Annotated in this window: 16 protein-coding genes; 15 read left to right on the top strand and 1 reads right to left on the bottom strand. The window is 68.2% G+C overall.

Annotation, left to right across the window (positions count from 1 at the left end; translation table 11 throughout):
- Nucleotides 1-31: 31 nt before the first annotated feature.
- A complete protein-coding gene (locus tag ACS0OT_RS08950) occupies nt 32-784 on the bottom strand; it encodes a Crp/Fnr family transcriptional regulator (protein WP_005416324.1) in 753 nt (250 codons plus the stop codon).
- Nucleotides 785-911: 127 nt separating this feature from the next.
- Between ACS0OT_RS08950 and hisS the strand changes: the two genes are divergently transcribed.
- The 15 genes from hisS to ACS0OT_RS09025 all read left to right on the top strand — a co-directional run bounded on the left by hisS (nt 912) and on the right by ACS0OT_RS09025 (nt 15,080).
- Nucleotides 912-2,306, top strand: a complete 1,395-nt coding sequence (gene hisS / locus ACS0OT_RS08955) for a histidine--tRNA ligase (protein ID WP_065177574.1) — start codon at nt 912-914, stop codon at nt 2,304-2,306.
- 407 nt (nt 2,307-2,713) lie between these two features.
- Nucleotides 2,714-3,022: a YerC/YecD family TrpR-related protein gene (locus ACS0OT_RS08960; RefSeq protein ID WP_111173367.1), complete on the top strand. Its 309-nt coding sequence runs from the start codon at nt 2,714-2,716 to the stop codon at nt 3,020-3,022.
- A gap of 34 nt (nt 3,023-3,056) precedes the next feature.
- Entirely contained in the window at nt 3,057-3,968 is a 912-nt protein-coding gene (gene hisG / locus ACS0OT_RS08965; protein ID WP_053499888.1) for an ATP phosphoribosyltransferase, read from the top strand.
- The gene (hisD, locus tag ACS0OT_RS08970; protein WP_235649546.1) at nt 3,965-5,260 is read left to right on the top strand and encodes a histidinol dehydrogenase; all 1,296 of its coding nucleotides are present in this window, start codon (nt 3,965-3,967) and stop codon (nt 5,258-5,260) included. The genes hisG and hisD overlap by 4 nt, the downstream gene beginning before the upstream one ends.
- A complete protein-coding gene (gene hisC / locus ACS0OT_RS08975; RefSeq protein ID WP_442256278.1) occupies nt 5,257-6,351 on the top strand; it encodes a histidinol-phosphate transaminase in 1,095 nt (364 codons plus the stop codon). The genes hisD and hisC overlap by 4 nt, the downstream gene beginning before the upstream one ends.
- Complete coding sequence (gene hisB, locus ACS0OT_RS08980) at nt 6,348-7,421, top strand: bifunctional histidinol-phosphatase/imidazoleglycerol-phosphate dehydratase HisB (RefSeq protein WP_442256280.1); 1,074 nt, start codon at nt 6,348-6,350, stop codon at nt 7,419-7,421. The genes hisC and hisB overlap by 4 nt, the downstream gene beginning before the upstream one ends.
- Nucleotides 7,418-8,020 carry an imidazole glycerol phosphate synthase subunit HisH gene (gene hisH / locus ACS0OT_RS08985; protein ID WP_139727031.1) on the top strand — a complete coding sequence of 201 codons (603 nt, stop codon included), beginning with the start codon at nt 7,418-7,420 and terminating at the stop codon, nt 8,018-8,020. The genes hisB and hisH overlap by 4 nt, the downstream gene beginning before the upstream one ends.
- Complete coding sequence (hisA, locus tag ACS0OT_RS08990; RefSeq protein WP_065177580.1) at nt 8,017-8,751, top strand: 1-(5-phosphoribosyl)-5-[(5-phosphoribosylamino)methylideneamino]imidazole-4-carboxamide isomerase; 735 nt, start codon at nt 8,017-8,019, stop codon at nt 8,749-8,751. The genes hisH and hisA overlap by 4 nt, the downstream gene beginning before the upstream one ends.
- Nucleotides 8,745-9,521, top strand: a complete 777-nt coding sequence (hisF, locus tag ACS0OT_RS08995) for an imidazole glycerol phosphate synthase subunit HisF (RefSeq protein ID WP_065184991.1) — start codon at nt 8,745-8,747, stop codon at nt 9,519-9,521. The genes hisA and hisF overlap by 7 nt, the downstream gene beginning before the upstream one ends.
- Nucleotides 9,511-10,131, top strand: a complete 621-nt coding sequence (gene hisIE, locus ACS0OT_RS09000; RefSeq protein WP_164230043.1) for a bifunctional phosphoribosyl-AMP cyclohydrolase/phosphoribosyl-ATP diphosphatase HisIE — start codon at nt 9,511-9,513, stop codon at nt 10,129-10,131. The genes hisF and hisIE overlap by 11 nt, the downstream gene beginning before the upstream one ends.
- A gap of 148 nt (nt 10,132-10,279) precedes the next feature.
- Nucleotides 10,280-11,869: a calcineurin-like phosphoesterase C-terminal domain-containing protein gene (locus ACS0OT_RS09005; protein ID WP_065177583.1), complete on the top strand. Its 1,590-nt coding sequence runs from the start codon at nt 10,280-10,282 to the stop codon at nt 11,867-11,869.
- Nucleotides 11,870-11,904: 35 nt separating this feature from the next.
- The gene (locus ACS0OT_RS09010; protein WP_005409434.1) at nt 11,905-12,189 is read left to right on the top strand and encodes a hypothetical protein; all 285 of its coding nucleotides are present in this window, start codon (nt 11,905-11,907) and stop codon (nt 12,187-12,189) included.
- Nucleotides 12,190-12,273: 84 nt separating this feature from the next.
- Nucleotides 12,274-13,296, top strand: a complete 1,023-nt coding sequence (locus ACS0OT_RS09015; RefSeq protein WP_065197007.1) for a glucokinase — start codon at nt 12,274-12,276, stop codon at nt 13,294-13,296.
- A gap of 51 nt (nt 13,297-13,347) precedes the next feature.
- Complete coding sequence (locus tag ACS0OT_RS09020; protein WP_065177585.1) at nt 13,348-14,346, top strand: N(4)-(beta-N-acetylglucosaminyl)-L-asparaginase; 999 nt, start codon at nt 13,348-13,350, stop codon at nt 14,344-14,346.
- The gene (locus ACS0OT_RS09025) at nt 14,343-15,080 is read left to right on the top strand and encodes a copper homeostasis protein CutC (RefSeq protein WP_442256284.1); all 738 of its coding nucleotides are present in this window, start codon (nt 14,343-14,345) and stop codon (nt 15,078-15,080) included. The genes ACS0OT_RS09020 and ACS0OT_RS09025 overlap by 4 nt, the downstream gene beginning before the upstream one ends.
- The last annotated feature ends 367 nt before the right edge of the window (nt 15,081-15,447 follow it).

A 15,447-nucleotide genomic window follows, 5' to 3' on the forward strand; every position in this document is an offset into this window, starting at 1 on the left:
CTGGCCGGCAATCCCAGCAACCGCAGTGCGGTCAGATCAACCCTTCACCGGCCAGCGTGCGCAGCCCGTCCTCGTCGAGGATCTCCACTACGTTCAGGTGGGGCAGGGCAATCAGCCCTTGCTGGCGCAGCTTGGTGAAGGTGCGGCTGACCGTTTCCATGGTCAGACCCAGATGGTCGGCGATGTCGCCTCGGCCCATCGGCAGCGACACGCGCAGGCCGTCGCCGCCCAGCCTGGCTTCACGCGCGGCCAGGCGCAGCAGGAAATCAGCCAGCTTCTCGGCCGGCTGCAGGCGTGCCAGCGCCAGTGCAGCGTCCTGCGCGGCATCCAGTTCCTGGCAGGCACGCTGCAGCAGCTTGCGCTCCAGGTGCGGGAAGCGGCTGCGGAGCGCCTTCATCTGTGGCAGCGCGACGCGGCAGACACGGCTGTCGGCGATGGCTTCGATGTCGTAGCGGTGATGGTCGCTGCCGCTCAGGCCCAGGTAGTCGCCGGGCAGCACGAAGCCGTTGATCTGGCGGCGGCCGTCGGCCAGGGTGCGTACCAGGCGCAGTGCGCCGGCAGTCAATGTATAGACATGGTCGCGTTCTTCACCCGTGCGGGCCAGCGTGCTGCCCATGCTGACCTGCTGCGAAACGGTGACCTGTTCCAGCGCCTGCACTTCATCGGGCGACAGCGCCGAGCACACCGCAAGGTGGCGAACCGAGCAGTGCAGGCAGTCCAGCGTGGTGCAGGACGGCGAGGCGGGATCGTTGGTGGCGGGCGGAGCGCCGGAAGGCCGTGACATGTTGCGGGGGCGTATCGCGGGCGGGGGAGGGCCTTATGATACTTCAAGCGGCCGTTCGACCCTGCCCGAGGCGGGGGCGCTAGAATGTCGCCCCCTCCCACGTCCCGTTCCAGCAGGAGTTCCGCCCGTGATCAAGCCCCGTACCCCGCCCGGCACCCTTGAACTGCTGCCGCGCGAGCAGATTGCGTTCCAGCGCATGCTGGACGTGATCCGCCGCAACTACGAGCGCTTCGGGTTCCTGCCGGTGGAGACGCCGGTGTTCGAGCTGTCCGACGTGCTGCTGACCAAGTCCGGCGGCGAGACCGAGCGCCAGGTGTACTTCGTGCAATCCACCGGTGCGCTGGCCAATGCGGCCGAATCGGGCGACCGTTCGCTGCCGGAAATGGCGCTGCGCTTCGACCTGACCGTGCCGCTGGCACGCTACGTGGCCGAGCACGAACACGAACTCACCTTCCCGTTCCGTCGCTACCAGATGCAGCGCGTGTACCGCGGCGAGCGTGCCCAGCGCGGCCGTTTCCGCGAGTTCTACCAGTGCGACATCGACGTGATCGGCAAGGACAGCCTGAGCGTTCGCTATGATGCCGAAGTTCTGGCGGTCATCCACGCCGTGTTCTCGGAACTGCGCATCGGTGACTTCAGCATCCAGCTGAACAACCGCAAGCTCATGCGCGGCTTCTTCGAGAGCCTGGGCGTGGCCGAAGGCGAGCGCCAGCTGGCGGTGCTGCGTGAAGTGGATAAGCTGGACAAGCGCGGCGCCGATTACGTGCGCGAGACGCTGGTGGGCGAGGGCTTCAACATCCCGGGCGAGCAGGTCGAGAAGATCCTGGCCTTTGTGGCCGTGCGTTCGCAGGGCCATGCCGATGCGCTGGCGCAGCTGGCAACGCTTGAAGCCGACGCCGGTTCTTCGGAGATCCTGCGTACCGGCGTGGCCGAACTGCGCGAAGTGCTGCAGCTGGTGCAGGCGCTGGGCGTGCCGGAAACCGCGTACTGCCTGAACTTCTCCATTGCGCGCGGCCTGGACTACTACACCGGCACCGTCTACGAGACAACGTTGACCGACCACCCGCAGATCGGCTCGATCTGCTCGGGCGGCCGCTACGAAGACCTGGCCAGCCACTACAGCAAGTCCAAGTTGCCGGGCGTGGGCATTTCCATCGGCCTGTCGCGCCTGTTCTGGCAGCTGCGCGAGGCCGGCCTGATCGATGGCATCGAGGCCAGCAGCGTGCAGGCGCTGGTGGCGCTGATGGACGAGCAGGGCATGCCGCAGTCGCTGGACATCGCGCGCCGCCTGCGCGCCGGTGGCATCAACACCGAAGTGCAGATGGAGCCGAAGAAGATCGGCAAGCAGTTCCAGTACGCGGCCAAGGCGGGCATCCGCTTCGTGGTGCTGGCCGGTGAGGACGAGCTGGCGCGGGGCGTGGTGGCGGTGAAGGACCTGCTGCGCGAGCAGCAGTTCGAAGTGTCGCGCGATGAGCTGGCGAGCACCCTGCAGGTGGAGCTGGAGCAGTCGAAGGTGATGTAACGGCCGGTTGGCCGCATGCCAACACGCCACGAAAACGCCCACCACCCGGTGGGCGTTTTCGTTTCCGGGCCGCGTTCCGGGGTCAGAGCCGTTTTCCTTCAGAAAACGGATCCGACCCCTTGCTGTTCCAACAGCTCGCAGGAAACTGTCGACGGCGGGGTGGGTCCGGAGGCAGGGGTGTCCGCGGCATGGATGCCGCGGCCAAGCCCCCATGGACGGATTTACGGCGTCCCCTGCCACCGGACCCACCCCGCCAACCCTCAGCCATCCAGCATTTGACGTCGCTTCGGCATCTAGCGGGTGCAGGGCAGCAGCCTTGCCGCCCCCTCAACCCCCGATTTGACGCACTGCGCAAGAATGCGCTAATGTACTAACGCGCTATTACATTGATGCATGGAAACGACCCCGTGAAAGCCCGCCCCGAGATTGCCGCCAAAGACCCGAAGGCCGACCTGGAAGCCTTGGCCCTGGCCTTTGCCGCCCTGCGCGAGCCGGAGGAGGTGGAAGCCTTCCTGCGCGACCTGTGCACTCCGGCCGAACTGGAAGCCATGGCCGACCGCTGGAAGGTGGTGCCGTTGCTGCAGCAGGGCGTGCCGTACCGCGAGATCCACGAGCGCACCGGGGTCAGCGTGACCACCACCGGACGGGTGGCGCGCACGCTCGAGCACGGCCATCGAGGCTATGCCGCTGCCATCGACCGCCTTGCTTCGCGCTGATCCGCGCCCCGTTCCGAACTTCGAGACCTCCCCCATGAGTGCAACCCAGGCAGCGCCGGCACGAGACCGGCTGCGTATCGCCATCCAGAAGAGTGGCCGGCTGGCCGAGCCCGCCCGTAACCTGCTCAGCGCCTGTGGCCTGAGCTGGCGCGAAAGCCGCGACAAGCTGTTCTGCTACGGCGAATCGCTGCCGGTGGACCTGCTGCTGGTGCGCGACGACGACATCCCCGGCCTGATCGCCGACGGCGTCTGCGACCTCGGCATCGTCGGCCGCAACGAGCTGGACGAACAGGCCGCGGCACGCCGCCAGGTCGGCCTGCCGGACGCCTATCAGGCGCTGCGCGGGCTGGGCTTCGGCCAGTGCCGGCTGATGCTGGCGGTGCCGGAGGAATGGCAGTGGCAGGGTCCGGCGCAGCTGGCCGGCACCCGCATCGCCACCAGCTACCCGGCCATCCTCACGCAGTGGCTGGCCGAGCAGGGAGTGGACGCACAGGTGGTCGAGCTGTCCGGTTCGGTGGAAATCGCCCCGCGCCTGGGCACCGCCGACCTGATCTGCGATCTGGTGTCCAGCGGCGCCACCCTGCGCGCCAATCAGCTGACCCCGGTGCACAACCTGCTCGACAGCGAGGCGGTGCTGGCCGGTGCAGTACGGGTGCCCGATGATGCACGTGCATCGCTGCGCGCGATGCTGCTGCGCCGCCTCGATGGCGTGGTGCAGCGCCAGGACCGCAAGCTGCTGATGTTCCGCGCCAGCGAGGATCGCGTCGACGCGCTGGCGCAGTTGCTGGCCGATGCCGAGCCGCTGGTGCGGTTGCCGGCCGATGGCGGTGCGCTGCGCCTGCAGACCATGTGCCCCGGCCCGCTGAGCTGGCAGCGCATGGAAGAACTCGAGCGCGCGGGTGCGCAGGGCCTCATGGTACTGAGCGTGGAGCGGTCGCTGGCATGAACCGTCTGATCTGGTCCCAACTTGATGAGGCCGCGCGCAGCGCGGCATTGACCCGCCCGGTGCAGACCGTGGCGCAGCAGACCCGCGATGCCGTGACGGCCCTGATCGCGCAGGTGCGTGCACAGGGCGACGGTGCGCTGCGTGCGATCACCGCGCGCTTCGATGGTGTCGAGCTGGCCTCGTTTGAAGTCTCCGAAGCCGAATTCGCCGCTGCTGAAGCGGCCGTGCCCGCCGAACTGCGCCAGGCGATGGTGGACGCCGCCGAGCGCATCGCGCGCTTCCACGCCGCCGGCATGGGTAAAGGCTATGCAGTTGAAACCGCGCCGGGCGTGGTCTGCGAACGCATGCTGCGCCCGATCGGCCGGGTGGGCCTGTACGTACCTGCTGGCAGCGCGCCATTGCCGTCCACCGCGTTGATGCTGGGCGTTCCGGCGCAGTTGGCCGGTTGCCCGCAGGTGGTGCTGTGCACGCCGCCGCGCGCCGACGGCAGCGCCGATCCGGCAGTGCTGGTAGCCGCGCGCCTGACCGGCGTGCAGCGCGCGTTCAAGTTGGGCGGCGCGCAGGCGATCGCCGCGATGGCCTATGGCACCGCCAGCGTTCCGGCCTGCGACAAGCTGTTCGGGCCCGGCAACAGCTTCGTCACCGAAGCCAAGCAGCAGGTCGCGCAGGATGGCGTCGCCGCCATCGATATGCCGGCCGGTCCCTCCGAAGTGCTGGTGATTGCCGATGCTGGCGCCAATCCGGCGTTCGTCGCCGCCGACCTGCTGTCGCAGGCCGAGCACGGCCCGGATTCACAGGTGCTGCTGTTGACCGACGATGCCGCGATGCTGGCCGCGGTCGAGGTTGAGGTCGAGCGCCAGGTGGCCCTGCTGCCGCGCCAGCAGATTGCGCGGCAGGCGCTGTCAGCGTCGCGCCTGATCCAGGTTGATTCGTTGGACGAGGCCTTCGCGATCAGCAACCGCTATGCGCCCGAACACCTGATCCTGGCGCTGCGTGAACCGCGCGATTGGCTGGACAAGGTGCAGGCGGCCGGCTCGGTGTTCCTCGGCGACTACACCCCCGAAGCACTGGGTGACTACTGCAGCGGCACCAACCACGTGCTGCCCACCGCCGGCGCCGCGCGTGCTTACAGCGGCGTGAGCGTTGCCAGCTTCCAGAACCTGATCAGCGTGCAGAGCGCCAGTGCCGCCGGCCTGGCCGCGATCGGCGGCTGCGCGCGCATCATCGCCAGCGCCGAAGGCCTGGATGCCCACGAGCGTGCGGTGGCATTGCGCATGGAGGTGGCGGCATGAGCGCGGCTGTCGAGGAGGTGCTGGCGCTGGTGCGTCCGGATCTGCAGGCGTTCGCCGGCTACAGCTCGGCACGCAGCGCAGCGGTGCAGGGCGAGGTCTGGTTGAACGCCAACGAGTCCGCCTGGGCCAATACGGCCGACGCGGCTGGCAGCAGCCGGCGCTATCCGGAGCCGCAACCGTTGGCGTTGCGCGAAGGCTTGGCGGCGCTGTACGGCGTGACGCCACAGCAGCTGCTGGTCGGCCGCGGCAGCGACGAGGCCATTGATCTGCTGGTGCGCGCGCTGTGCGTGCCGGGCCGCGACGGCGTGGTGGTCACGCCGCCGGTGTTCGGCATGTACGCCGTCTGCGCACGCCTGCAGGGCGCCGCATTGATTGAAGTGCCGCTGGTGGACAGCGAAGATGGCCTGCGTGCCGATCTGGATGCGGTGGTCGACGCGGTCAAGGCGCAAGGTGCCAAGCTGGTGTTCCTGTGCGCCCCGTCGAACCCGGCCGGCAGTGACATCGCCCTGGACGAAGTCGAGCGGGTGGTGGTTGCGCTGCGCGGGCAAGCACTGGTGGTGGTGGACGAGGCCTATGTCGAGTACGCGCAGCGTCCGTCGGCGACCACGCTGCTGGCCGCGAACCCGAATCTGGCGGTGCTGCGCACGCTGTCGAAGGCGCACGCTCTTGCCGCCGCCCGCGTTGGCACCCTGATCGCCGCCCCGGAGCTGATTGCCGTGCTGCGCCGCTGCCAGGCGCCGTACCCGGTGCCGACGCCATGCACGGAACTGGCGGTGCAGGCGCTGCAACCCGCCGCGCTGACCATCACCGCCGAGCGCGTAGCCACGGTGATTGCCGAGCGCGAACGCCTGCGCGAGGCGCTGCCGGGCCTGCCCGGCGTGCGTCGCGTCTACCGCTCATCCGGCAACTACCTGCTGGTTCGCTTCGCCGATGCCCAGGCCGCGTTCGATACGCTGCTGGCTGTGGGCGTGGTGGTGCGCGACCAGCGCGCCGCGCCGCAGTTGGGTGATGCACTGCGCATCAGTATCGGCAGTCCCGAAGAGAACGACCGCGTGCTTGCGGCCCTGTCGGCGCGGAGGGCCGCAGCATGACCCCGATCCTGTTCATCGACCGCGACGGTACCCTCATCGAGGAGCCGTCCGACTTCCAGATCGACGCCTACGAGAAGCTGCGCTTCGTGCCGCAGGTGATCCCGGCGCTGCTGAAGCTGCGTGATGCCGGCTACCAGTTCGTGATCGTCACCAACCAGGATGGCCTGGGCAGCGACAGCTACCCACGCGCCAGCTTCGATGGCCCCAACGACCTGATGCTGCAGATCTTCGAGAGCCAGGGCATCACCTTCCGTGACGTGCTGATCGACTGCAGTTGGCCGCAGGACAACGCGCCCACGCGCAAGCCGGGCATCGGCCTGATGACCGCCTACCTGCAGGACCGCAGCATCGACTGGGTGCGTTCGGGCATGGTGGGGGACCGTATCACCGACCTGCAGTTCGCCGACAACCTCAACATCCGTGGCTTCCAGCTGCGCACCGAACAGTTCGGTGGCGAGTGGAACTGGCCGGGCATCGCCCATGCGCTGGCCGACGCGCCGCGTACTGCCGTGGTCCAGCGCAACACCAAGGAGACGAAGATCCGCGTTGAACTCGATCTGGACCGTGCCGGTGATGCGCGCATCGCCACCGGACTGCCCTTCTTCGACCACATGCTGGAACAGATCGGCAAGCACGGCGGGTTCGCGCTGGACATCCAGGCCGAGGGCGACCTGCACATCGACGAGCACCACACCATCGAGGACACCGGGCTGGCGCTGGGTCAGGCCCTGCGCGAGGCGCTGGGCGACAAGCGCGGCATCGGCCGCTACGGCTTCACCCTGCCGATGGACGAGACCCTGGCCAGCGCTGCGCTGGACTTCAGCGGCCGCCCGTACTTCGTGTTCGAGGGCGAGTTCAAGCGCGAGCGGGTGGGCGACATGCCGACCGAGCTGGTGCCGCACTTCTTCCGTTCGCTGTGCGATGCCAGTGGCCTGAACCTCAACCTGCAGGTACGCGGCGACAACGATCACCACAAGGTGGAGGCCTGCTTCAAGGCGCTGGCGCGCGCACTGCGCCCGGCGCTGGCCCGGCAGGGCACGGCACTGCCGAGCACCAAGGGGGCATTGTGAGCGACGTCGCGCTGATCGATGCCGGTGGTGCCAACCTGGGCTCGGTGCGCTACGCACTGGAGCGCCTCGGCGCGACGGTGCGGCTGGTGCGCGATGCGGACGAACTGGTGGGTGCGCAGCGGGTGATCCTGCCCGGTGTCGGCGCCGCCGGTCCCGGCATGCAGCGCCTGCACGCGCAGGGCCTGGTGGAGCCGTTGCAGCGGCTGGAGGTGCCGCTGATGGGCATCTGCCTTGGCATGCAGCTGCTGTTCGAACGCTCCGAGGAAGCGGGTGTGGAGACACTGGGACTGATTCCGGGCGTGGTGCGCAAGCTGGTGCCGGCCTGTGGCATCCGCGTGCCGCACATGGGCTGGAACCGCCTGCTGCCGCTACGTGAGTCGGTGCTGTTGCAGGGTGTGCCGGAGCGCGCCAGCGCCTACTTCGTGCACAGCTATGCGGCGCCGCTGAATGCCCACACCGTCGCGGCGTGCGACCACGGTGGGCTGTTCACTGCCGTGGTGGAGCAGGGGCGCTACTACGGCGCGCAGTTCCATCCCGAGCGCTCCGGCGAGACCGGCTCGCTGATGCTGCGCAACTTCCTTGAGGGCACTGCTGCATGAGTTTCATCGTCTACCCCGCGCTGGATATCCGCGATGACCGCGTGGTGCGGCTGCGCCAGGGCGACTACGCGCAGGAAACCTCCTACGGCGACGATCCGCTGCCGCGCGCGCAGGCCTTCGCCGCACAGGGCGCGCAGTGGATGCATCTGGTCGACCTGGATGCTGCACGCGCAGGTGGCTATACGCTGGCACCGCTGCTGGCGGCGATCCGCGCGCAGACGCCGCTGCAGGTGCAGACCGGTGGTGGCGTGCGTGGCCGCGACGATGTGGCGCGCATGCTTGATGCTGGCGCCGGCCGCGTGGTGGTCGGCTCGCTGGCGGTGCGCCGCCCCGATGAAGTGGTCGGCTGGCTGGAGGAATTTGGCGCCGAGCGCATCACGATTGCGCTGGACGCGCGCCAGGACGCACAGGGGCAGTGGCAGCTGCCGGTGCACGGCTGGACCGAGAACGCCGGGGTGACCCTGGATGACCTGGCCCAGCGCTACGCGCGCGCCGGCATGCGCCACCTCTTGTGCACCGACATCGCCCGCGACGGCATGCTGGCCGGGCCCAATATCGGCCTCTACCAGCACCTGTCGGCATTGCTGCCGGGGGTGGCGGTGCAGGCGTCCGGCGGCATCCGTGACGTGGCCGATGTGGCCGAGGCGCGTGCCGCTGGCTGCGGTGGTGCGATTCTCGGCAAGGCACTGCTGGAGCAGCGCATGGACCTGGCGGAGGCGCTGGCATGTTGAGCCGCCGCATCATTCCCTGCCTTGACGTGCGCGATGGCCGCGTGGTGAAGGGCGTGCGCTTCCGCGACCACGTCGACATGGGCGACATCGCCGAGCTGGCGCAGCGCTACCGCGACCAGGGTGCCGACGAGCTGGTGTTCTATGACATCGGCGCCAGCCCTGAGGCGCGTTCGGTGGACGTGGCGTGGATCGAGCGCATCGCGCGCCTGATCGACATTCCGTTCTGCGTGGCCGGTGGCATCGACAGCGTGGAAGCCGCGCGTCGCGTGTTGTTCGCCGGTGCCGACAAGGTGTCGATCAACTCCCCCGCGCTGGGCCGCCCGGAACTGATCACTGAACTGGCCGACGAGTTCGGCGTGCAGTGCGTGGTGGTGGGTGTCGACTCGGTACGTGAAGCGGACGGCCAGTGGCGGGTGCGCCGTTTCAGTGGCGACCCGGACAAGACCCAGGCGGTACCGCTGCGTACCCTGGACTGGATCGTCGAAGCTCAACGGCGTGGCGCTGGCGAGATCGTGCTGAACTGCATGGACAGCGACGGTGTGCGCCGTGGCTACGATGTCGTGCAGCTGCAGCAGGCGCGGGCACTGTGCCAGGTGCCACTGATCGCCTCCGGTGGCGCCGGTGCGATGGAGCACTTCGCCGAAGCCTTTGATCAGGCCGACGTCGATGGTGCGCTGGCGGCGAGCGTGTTCCACAGCGGCGCCATCGCCATTCCAGAATTGAAGCGCTACCTGCGCGGACAGCAGATCGAGGTGCGGGATGTCTATTGAAGTCAGGCCTTCGTTGGACGCATTGCAGGCACTGGACTGGGGCAAGGGTGACGGCTTGCTGCCGGCCGTGGTGCAGGATGCCGATACGCTGCAGGTGCTGATGCTGGGCTATGTCAGCGCCGAATCGCTGGCGGCCACGCTGGCCATCGGCCACATGACCTTCTTCAGCCGCAGCAAGCAGCGGTTGTGGACCAAGGGCGAGCAGTCCGGCAACGTCCTGGCGGTGCAATCGATCAGTGTCGACTGCGATGCCGACACGCTGCTGGTGACGGCACGCCCGGCGGGGCCAACCTGCCACACGGGTGCGGAGAGCTGTTTCGACCAGGCGCCGAAGGACTTCCTGGGCGGGCTGGACCAGTTGGTCGCGATGCGTGAGGCGCAGCGCCCGCCGGGCAGCTATACGACCCGCCTGTTCGAGGGCGGCATCCGCCGCATCGCACAGAAGGTGGGTGAGGAGGGGGTGGAGACCGCTCTGGCTGCGGTTGCGCAGGATGACGAGGCGCTGCTCGGTGAGGCTTCGGACCTGCTGTACCACCTGCTGGTACTGCTGCGCGCGCGCGGTCTGTCGCTGGACGATGCGCGGGCGGTGCTGGAAAAACGCCATCGTTGAAGCGTGGTAGTGCCGGCCGCTGGCCGGCAACCTCCTGATCGTCGGACATCCAAGGGTTGCCGGCCAGCGGCCGGCACTACCCGCCGGCAATGCAGCCGAGCGTGGCTCGGCTCTACAATACCGCGTCTCTTTCTGCCGGATGCCTCCCATGAAACTGCCTGCTGCCTGGCTGTGCTGCCTGTTGCTGACCTCGCCGGCCTGGGCTGCGGACACCGTGGTCACCGGCAAGGTCTATCTGGAGCGTGACGGCAAGCCGGGCCGCGGTGCGACCGATCCGGGCCTGGCCGGGGTGCAGGTCTCCAACGGCGAGACGATCGTCAAGACCGCCGCCGATGGCAGCTACAGCCTTCCGGTGCGTGACGGCCAGACCGTGTTCGTGATCAAGCCCGATGCGTATTCGTTCCCGAAGGCGACAGACGGCCTGCCTTCGTTCTGGCGCCACTTCCGCCCGAACGGCTCGCCGGCGCTGAAGTACGGCGGCATCGCCGCCACCAGCGATGTCACCCGCAACTGGGATTTCGCGCTGCAGTCGGATCGCCATGACAGCCGTCGCGGCTTCCAGATGCTGGTCTTCACCGACTCCCAGACCGCCAGCCTGAAGGACATCGGCTACTACCAGCAGTCGATCGTGTCGCCGCTGGTCGGCCAGACCAAGGCGCGCATGGGCACCACCCTGGGTGACATCGTCAACGACGATCTGACCCTGTATCCGGCAATCAACAAGGTCACCACGTCGCTGGGCGTGCCGTGGTTCCATGTGCCGGGCAATCACGACCTCGATTTCGATGCAGCCAGCGACGAGCATTCGCTGGACAGCTGGCGCAACATCTACGGCCCGGACACCTACGCGGTGGAAGAGGGCGGTGCCAGTTTCGTGTTCCTCGACGACGTGGTGTATGACCCCAACGCAAGGCCGAAGTATGTCGGTGGCCTGCGCGAAGACCAGTTCGCTTTCCTTGCCAGCTACCTGAAAGGCCTGCACAAGGACCGCCTGCTGGTGCTGGGCATGCACATCCCGCTGTTCGACGCCGCGCCGGGGCGCGAGACCTTCCGTCATGCTGACCGCCAGCGCCTGTTCGACCTGCTGAAGGACTTCCGCAACGTGCTGGTGCTCAGCGGGCACAGCCACACCCAGCAGCACGTCTACCACGGCAAGGCCGACGGCTGGAACGGTGACAAGCCGCTGCACGAATACAACGTCGGTGCCAACTGCGGCGCATTCTGGTCCGGGGTGAAGGATGCCGCCGGCGTGCCGGACAGCGCCATGAGTGATGGCACGCCAAAGGGCTACGCGTTGCTGGACGTCGCCGGCAATGGCAGCTACAAACTGCAGTACCGCGTGGCCGGCAAGCCGGCCAGCGAGCAGATCGGCCTGCATGCGCCGAAGGTGCTGCGCCAGGGGGCCTATCCGGCGTGGGGTGTCTACGCCAACGTCTACATGGGCGAGGACGCCAGCGTGGTCGAGTACCGCGTCGATGGCGGTGCCTGGCAGCCGATGAAGCAGGTCAGTCAGCCCGATCCGCGCCTGATGGTGGAGAACGTGGCTGACGATCTGGCTGACAGCCTGCGCGGCTACGACCGTTCGCCGGAGGCCACCGCGTCGCCGCACCTGTGGCGTGGCGCGCTGCCGACCGACCTGGCAGTGGGCAGTCACAAGGTCGAAGTACGCTCTACCCAGCCTGATGGTGCAGTATTCACCGCCACCACCCGCTACAGCCTGCAGACGGCACAGCCCTGATCCCCCGCATCTCCGCTCCAGCGAAAGGACCCCGCATGGATATCCGCTTCATGGCCGGCACCACGCCAGTCACCCTCAGCCGCCACTGGTTCACCGGCGCGATGCTGCTGCAGAGCGCCACCGAGAAGGTCTGGGTGCAGCATCCGCTGCATCCGGGCACCCACTTCTCGTTCTCGCTGGTACAGTCGTGGCTGCGCCACATCGCCGGCCATGAGGTGCTGGTCGAGCGCACCCGGCCGCTGTTGTTCGCCGGCTTCCGCCCGCAGCGCCTGCGCGTGCTGGTGGATGGTGTGCAGGTGGCCGAACAGGAAGGCATGTAGTCCAACCTGAACCGCCGGCGCGCTAGGCAAAGCCGCCCCGATGCCTGAGAATCGGGGCGATTCAATCGATCCAAGCAGGCCAGCGTGACCATCGCAGCAGCGTCTCCGGTTTCCACCGACTCCGCCCGCGGCGGTCTTCCGCGCAGTCTCGTTGTCGCCGATGTCGGCGGCACCTTCGCCCGTTTGGCGCTGGCTGAAACGCAAGCCGGCCAGGCACCACTGCTGGGCAGCCATCGCACCTACGCCTGCGCCGAGCACCCCAGCCTGGCCGCGATCCTGGCCGATTTCACCGCTGGCCTCGGCCAGCCGGTACAGGCCGCGGTGGTCGCCATCGCCGGCCTGCTCGATGGCGATGTGCTGATCAATTCCAACCTGCCGTGGACGGTCTCGCTGTCGGCCACGCGGGTGCAGTCCGGGCTGTATGAGCTGCAGCTGATCAATGATTTTGAAGCGGTGGCGTTGGCCATTCCCTACCTGCAGCCTGACACCCTGGTGCCGCTCAATGGCGATGCTGACCCGGCGCAGGCGTTCCCGGCGCTGGTGCTGGGCGCCGGAACCGGCCTGGGTGCAGCATTGCGCTTTGCCGACGGCGAGCGTCCGGTGCTGGCCAGCGAGATCGGCCATGCCGCGCTCGGCGCCGGCAACGCGCTGGAACTGCAGGTGCTGGACAAGCTGCTGCAGCGCTGGCCGCACGTGGACAACGAGCGCGTGCTGTCCGGCAGTGGCCTGATGAACCTGTATCCGTGCCTGTGCGAACTGCGTGGCGTCACTCCGGTGTGGAGCAGTACCGAGGCACTGATCGGTGCCGCGCGCAGCGGTGAGGATGCGCTGGCGGTGGAAACGCTGCAGGTGTTCTGTGCCTGGCTGGGCAGCCTGGCCGGCGACGCAGCGATCGCGGTGGGTGCGCGTTCGGTGTACCTGGCCGGGGGCATTTCCGCGCATGTGCAGGATTTCCTGGCCGATGGTCGCTTCCGTGAGCGCTTCCTCAACAAGGGCGTGCTGACCGAGGTGCTGCGCCAGGTGCCGGTATGGCGCGTGGAGCATGGCCAGCTGGGCGTTCTCGGCGCAGCGGTCTGGTACGCCGCACGGCAGCCCACGCACGACTGATCGGCGTGGCCGGCATCGGGCCGGCCGTGCATTGCAGACTGGGAGGGGAAGATGGTGGATCGCAGGCAGTTCCTGCAGGCCGGCGCACTGGCCGCAGGCATGGTGGCCTTGCCGGGCGTGCAGGCGCGCACGCAGGGTGGGGCCAGGGTGGTTTCGACCTGGGACTTCGGCGTGCCGGCCAACCAGGCCGCGTGGAAGGTGCTGGCGCAGGGTGGCAGCGCACTGGATGCAGTTGAAGCCGGTGCACGCTGGGCCGAGAGCGAGCTGTGCAACCCCACCGTCGGCCATTGCGGTAACCCGGATCGCGACGGGGTGCTGAGCCTGGATGCGAGCATCATGGATGGTGATGGCCGTTGTGGCGCAGTGGCCGCGCTGGTGGACATCCTGCATCCGGTGTCGGTGGCCCGCAAAGTGATGGAAAACAGCCCGCACGTGCTGCTGGTGGGCGAGGGCGCGCAGCAGTTCGCGGTGCAGCAGGGTTTTGAACGCAGGCACCTGCTGACGCCGCAGGCCGAAGCGGCCTGGCGCGAGTGGCTGAAGACCGAGAAGTACCAGCCGCAGATCAATGCTGAGCGTCGTAGTATTCCTGGCAACAGCGACAACCACGACACCATCGGCATGCTGGCGCTGGATGCCCGCGGTAAGCTGGCCGGCGCCTGCACCACCAGCGGCATGGCCTGGAAGCTGCACGGCCGGGTCGGCGACAGCCCGATCATCGGCGCCGGCCTGTATGTCGACAACGAAGTGGGCGCGGCCACTGCTTCGGGCGTGGGTGAGGAGATGATCCGCAACGCCGCCTCGTTCCTGGTGGTTGAGCTGATGCGCCAAGGGCGCTCGCCCGCGCAGGCCTGCCGCGAAGCCATCGACCGCGTGGTGCGCAAGCGCCCCGAAGCGAGCAGAACATTGCAGGTGTGCTTCCTGGCCATGAACAAGCAGGGCGAGGTGGGTGCCTACGCGTTGCACCGCGGCTTCGTCTACGCCGTGTGCGATGGACAGCGCCAGGACGACCTGCGCGACTCGCCGTCGATCTACACGAGCACTCAGGCGTGAGCACGCGGCTGACCCTGGAGATCGCTAGCAACTCGCTGGCCTCGGCGCTGGCCGCGCAGGCCGGCGGTGCCGACCGCATCGAACTGTTCGAGAACCTGGCCGAGGGTGGCACCACGCCGTCGTTTGCCACCATCGCGATTGCCCGGGAACGCCTGTCGATTCCGCTGTTCGTGCTGGTGCGCCCGCGCCCGGGTGATTTCCACTACGACGCATTGGAAACCGAACTGATGCTGCGTGACATCGCGCAGTGCCGCGCGCTCGGCTGCGATGGCGTGGTGATCGGTGCGCTGGATGTGCAGGGCGGGATCGATCTGGCGCTGTGCCGTGAACTGGTGCAGGCCGCCGGGCCGCTGCAGGTGACCTTCCATCGCGCCTTCGATGCTGCCCGCGATCTGCCGGCGGCGCTGGAGCAGGTGATCGGACTGGGTTGCCAGCGCGTGCTGACCTCGGGCGGCCAGGTCAGCGCCGAGGCCGGCGCCGATGTGCTGGCGGGTCTGGTCACCCAGGCGGCGGGACGTATCACGGTGATGGCCGGCGCCGGGCTGGGACCGGCCAACATCGCGGCCGTTGCGCGACGGAGCGGCTGCACCGAACTGCACGCCTCGGCCAAGGGCCTGCGGCGCTCGGCCATGCAGTTCCAGAACCCGGCGCTGCGCGGCCTGGACCCGGACTGGAGCCAGACCGCCACCGCCACCGTGGCCGCACTGCGGCAGGCGCTGGACGGCGCAAGGTAACCCGCTTCTCCTGTAGAGCCGAGCCAACGCTCGGCTGCGCTTTGCGACAAACGACAGCAACCGGGCACGGGCTCGGCTCTACAACGCCCCGCTGCCGCCGCACGCGACAACGCGGACAAAACCGTTCCGCGCGCGATTGTCGCGTTCGTGTCATTGTCGTGTGCGCCGTTCTCTCAGCGATGTTGCGCAACCCTTTGATTGTTCTGGATACCGGCAGCCGATAGCGGCATTCCGCCAGCGGTTGCTGCATCGCCGCATGCCCGGCGCTGTTCAGCTGTGCTTTAGTTTGGATCGATCCACAGGGGAGGGGCTGGGACGGTCGTGAACCGATCCCGGTACCCGGATCAGCCGTCGTGCTACGCCACCA

Origin of the sequence: Stenotrophomonas maltophilia group sp. RY12688 (genome assembly GCF_052149045.1) — a bacterium.
Lineage (GTDB): Bacteria > Pseudomonadota > Gammaproteobacteria > Xanthomonadales > Xanthomonadaceae > Stenotrophomonas > Stenotrophomonas sepilia.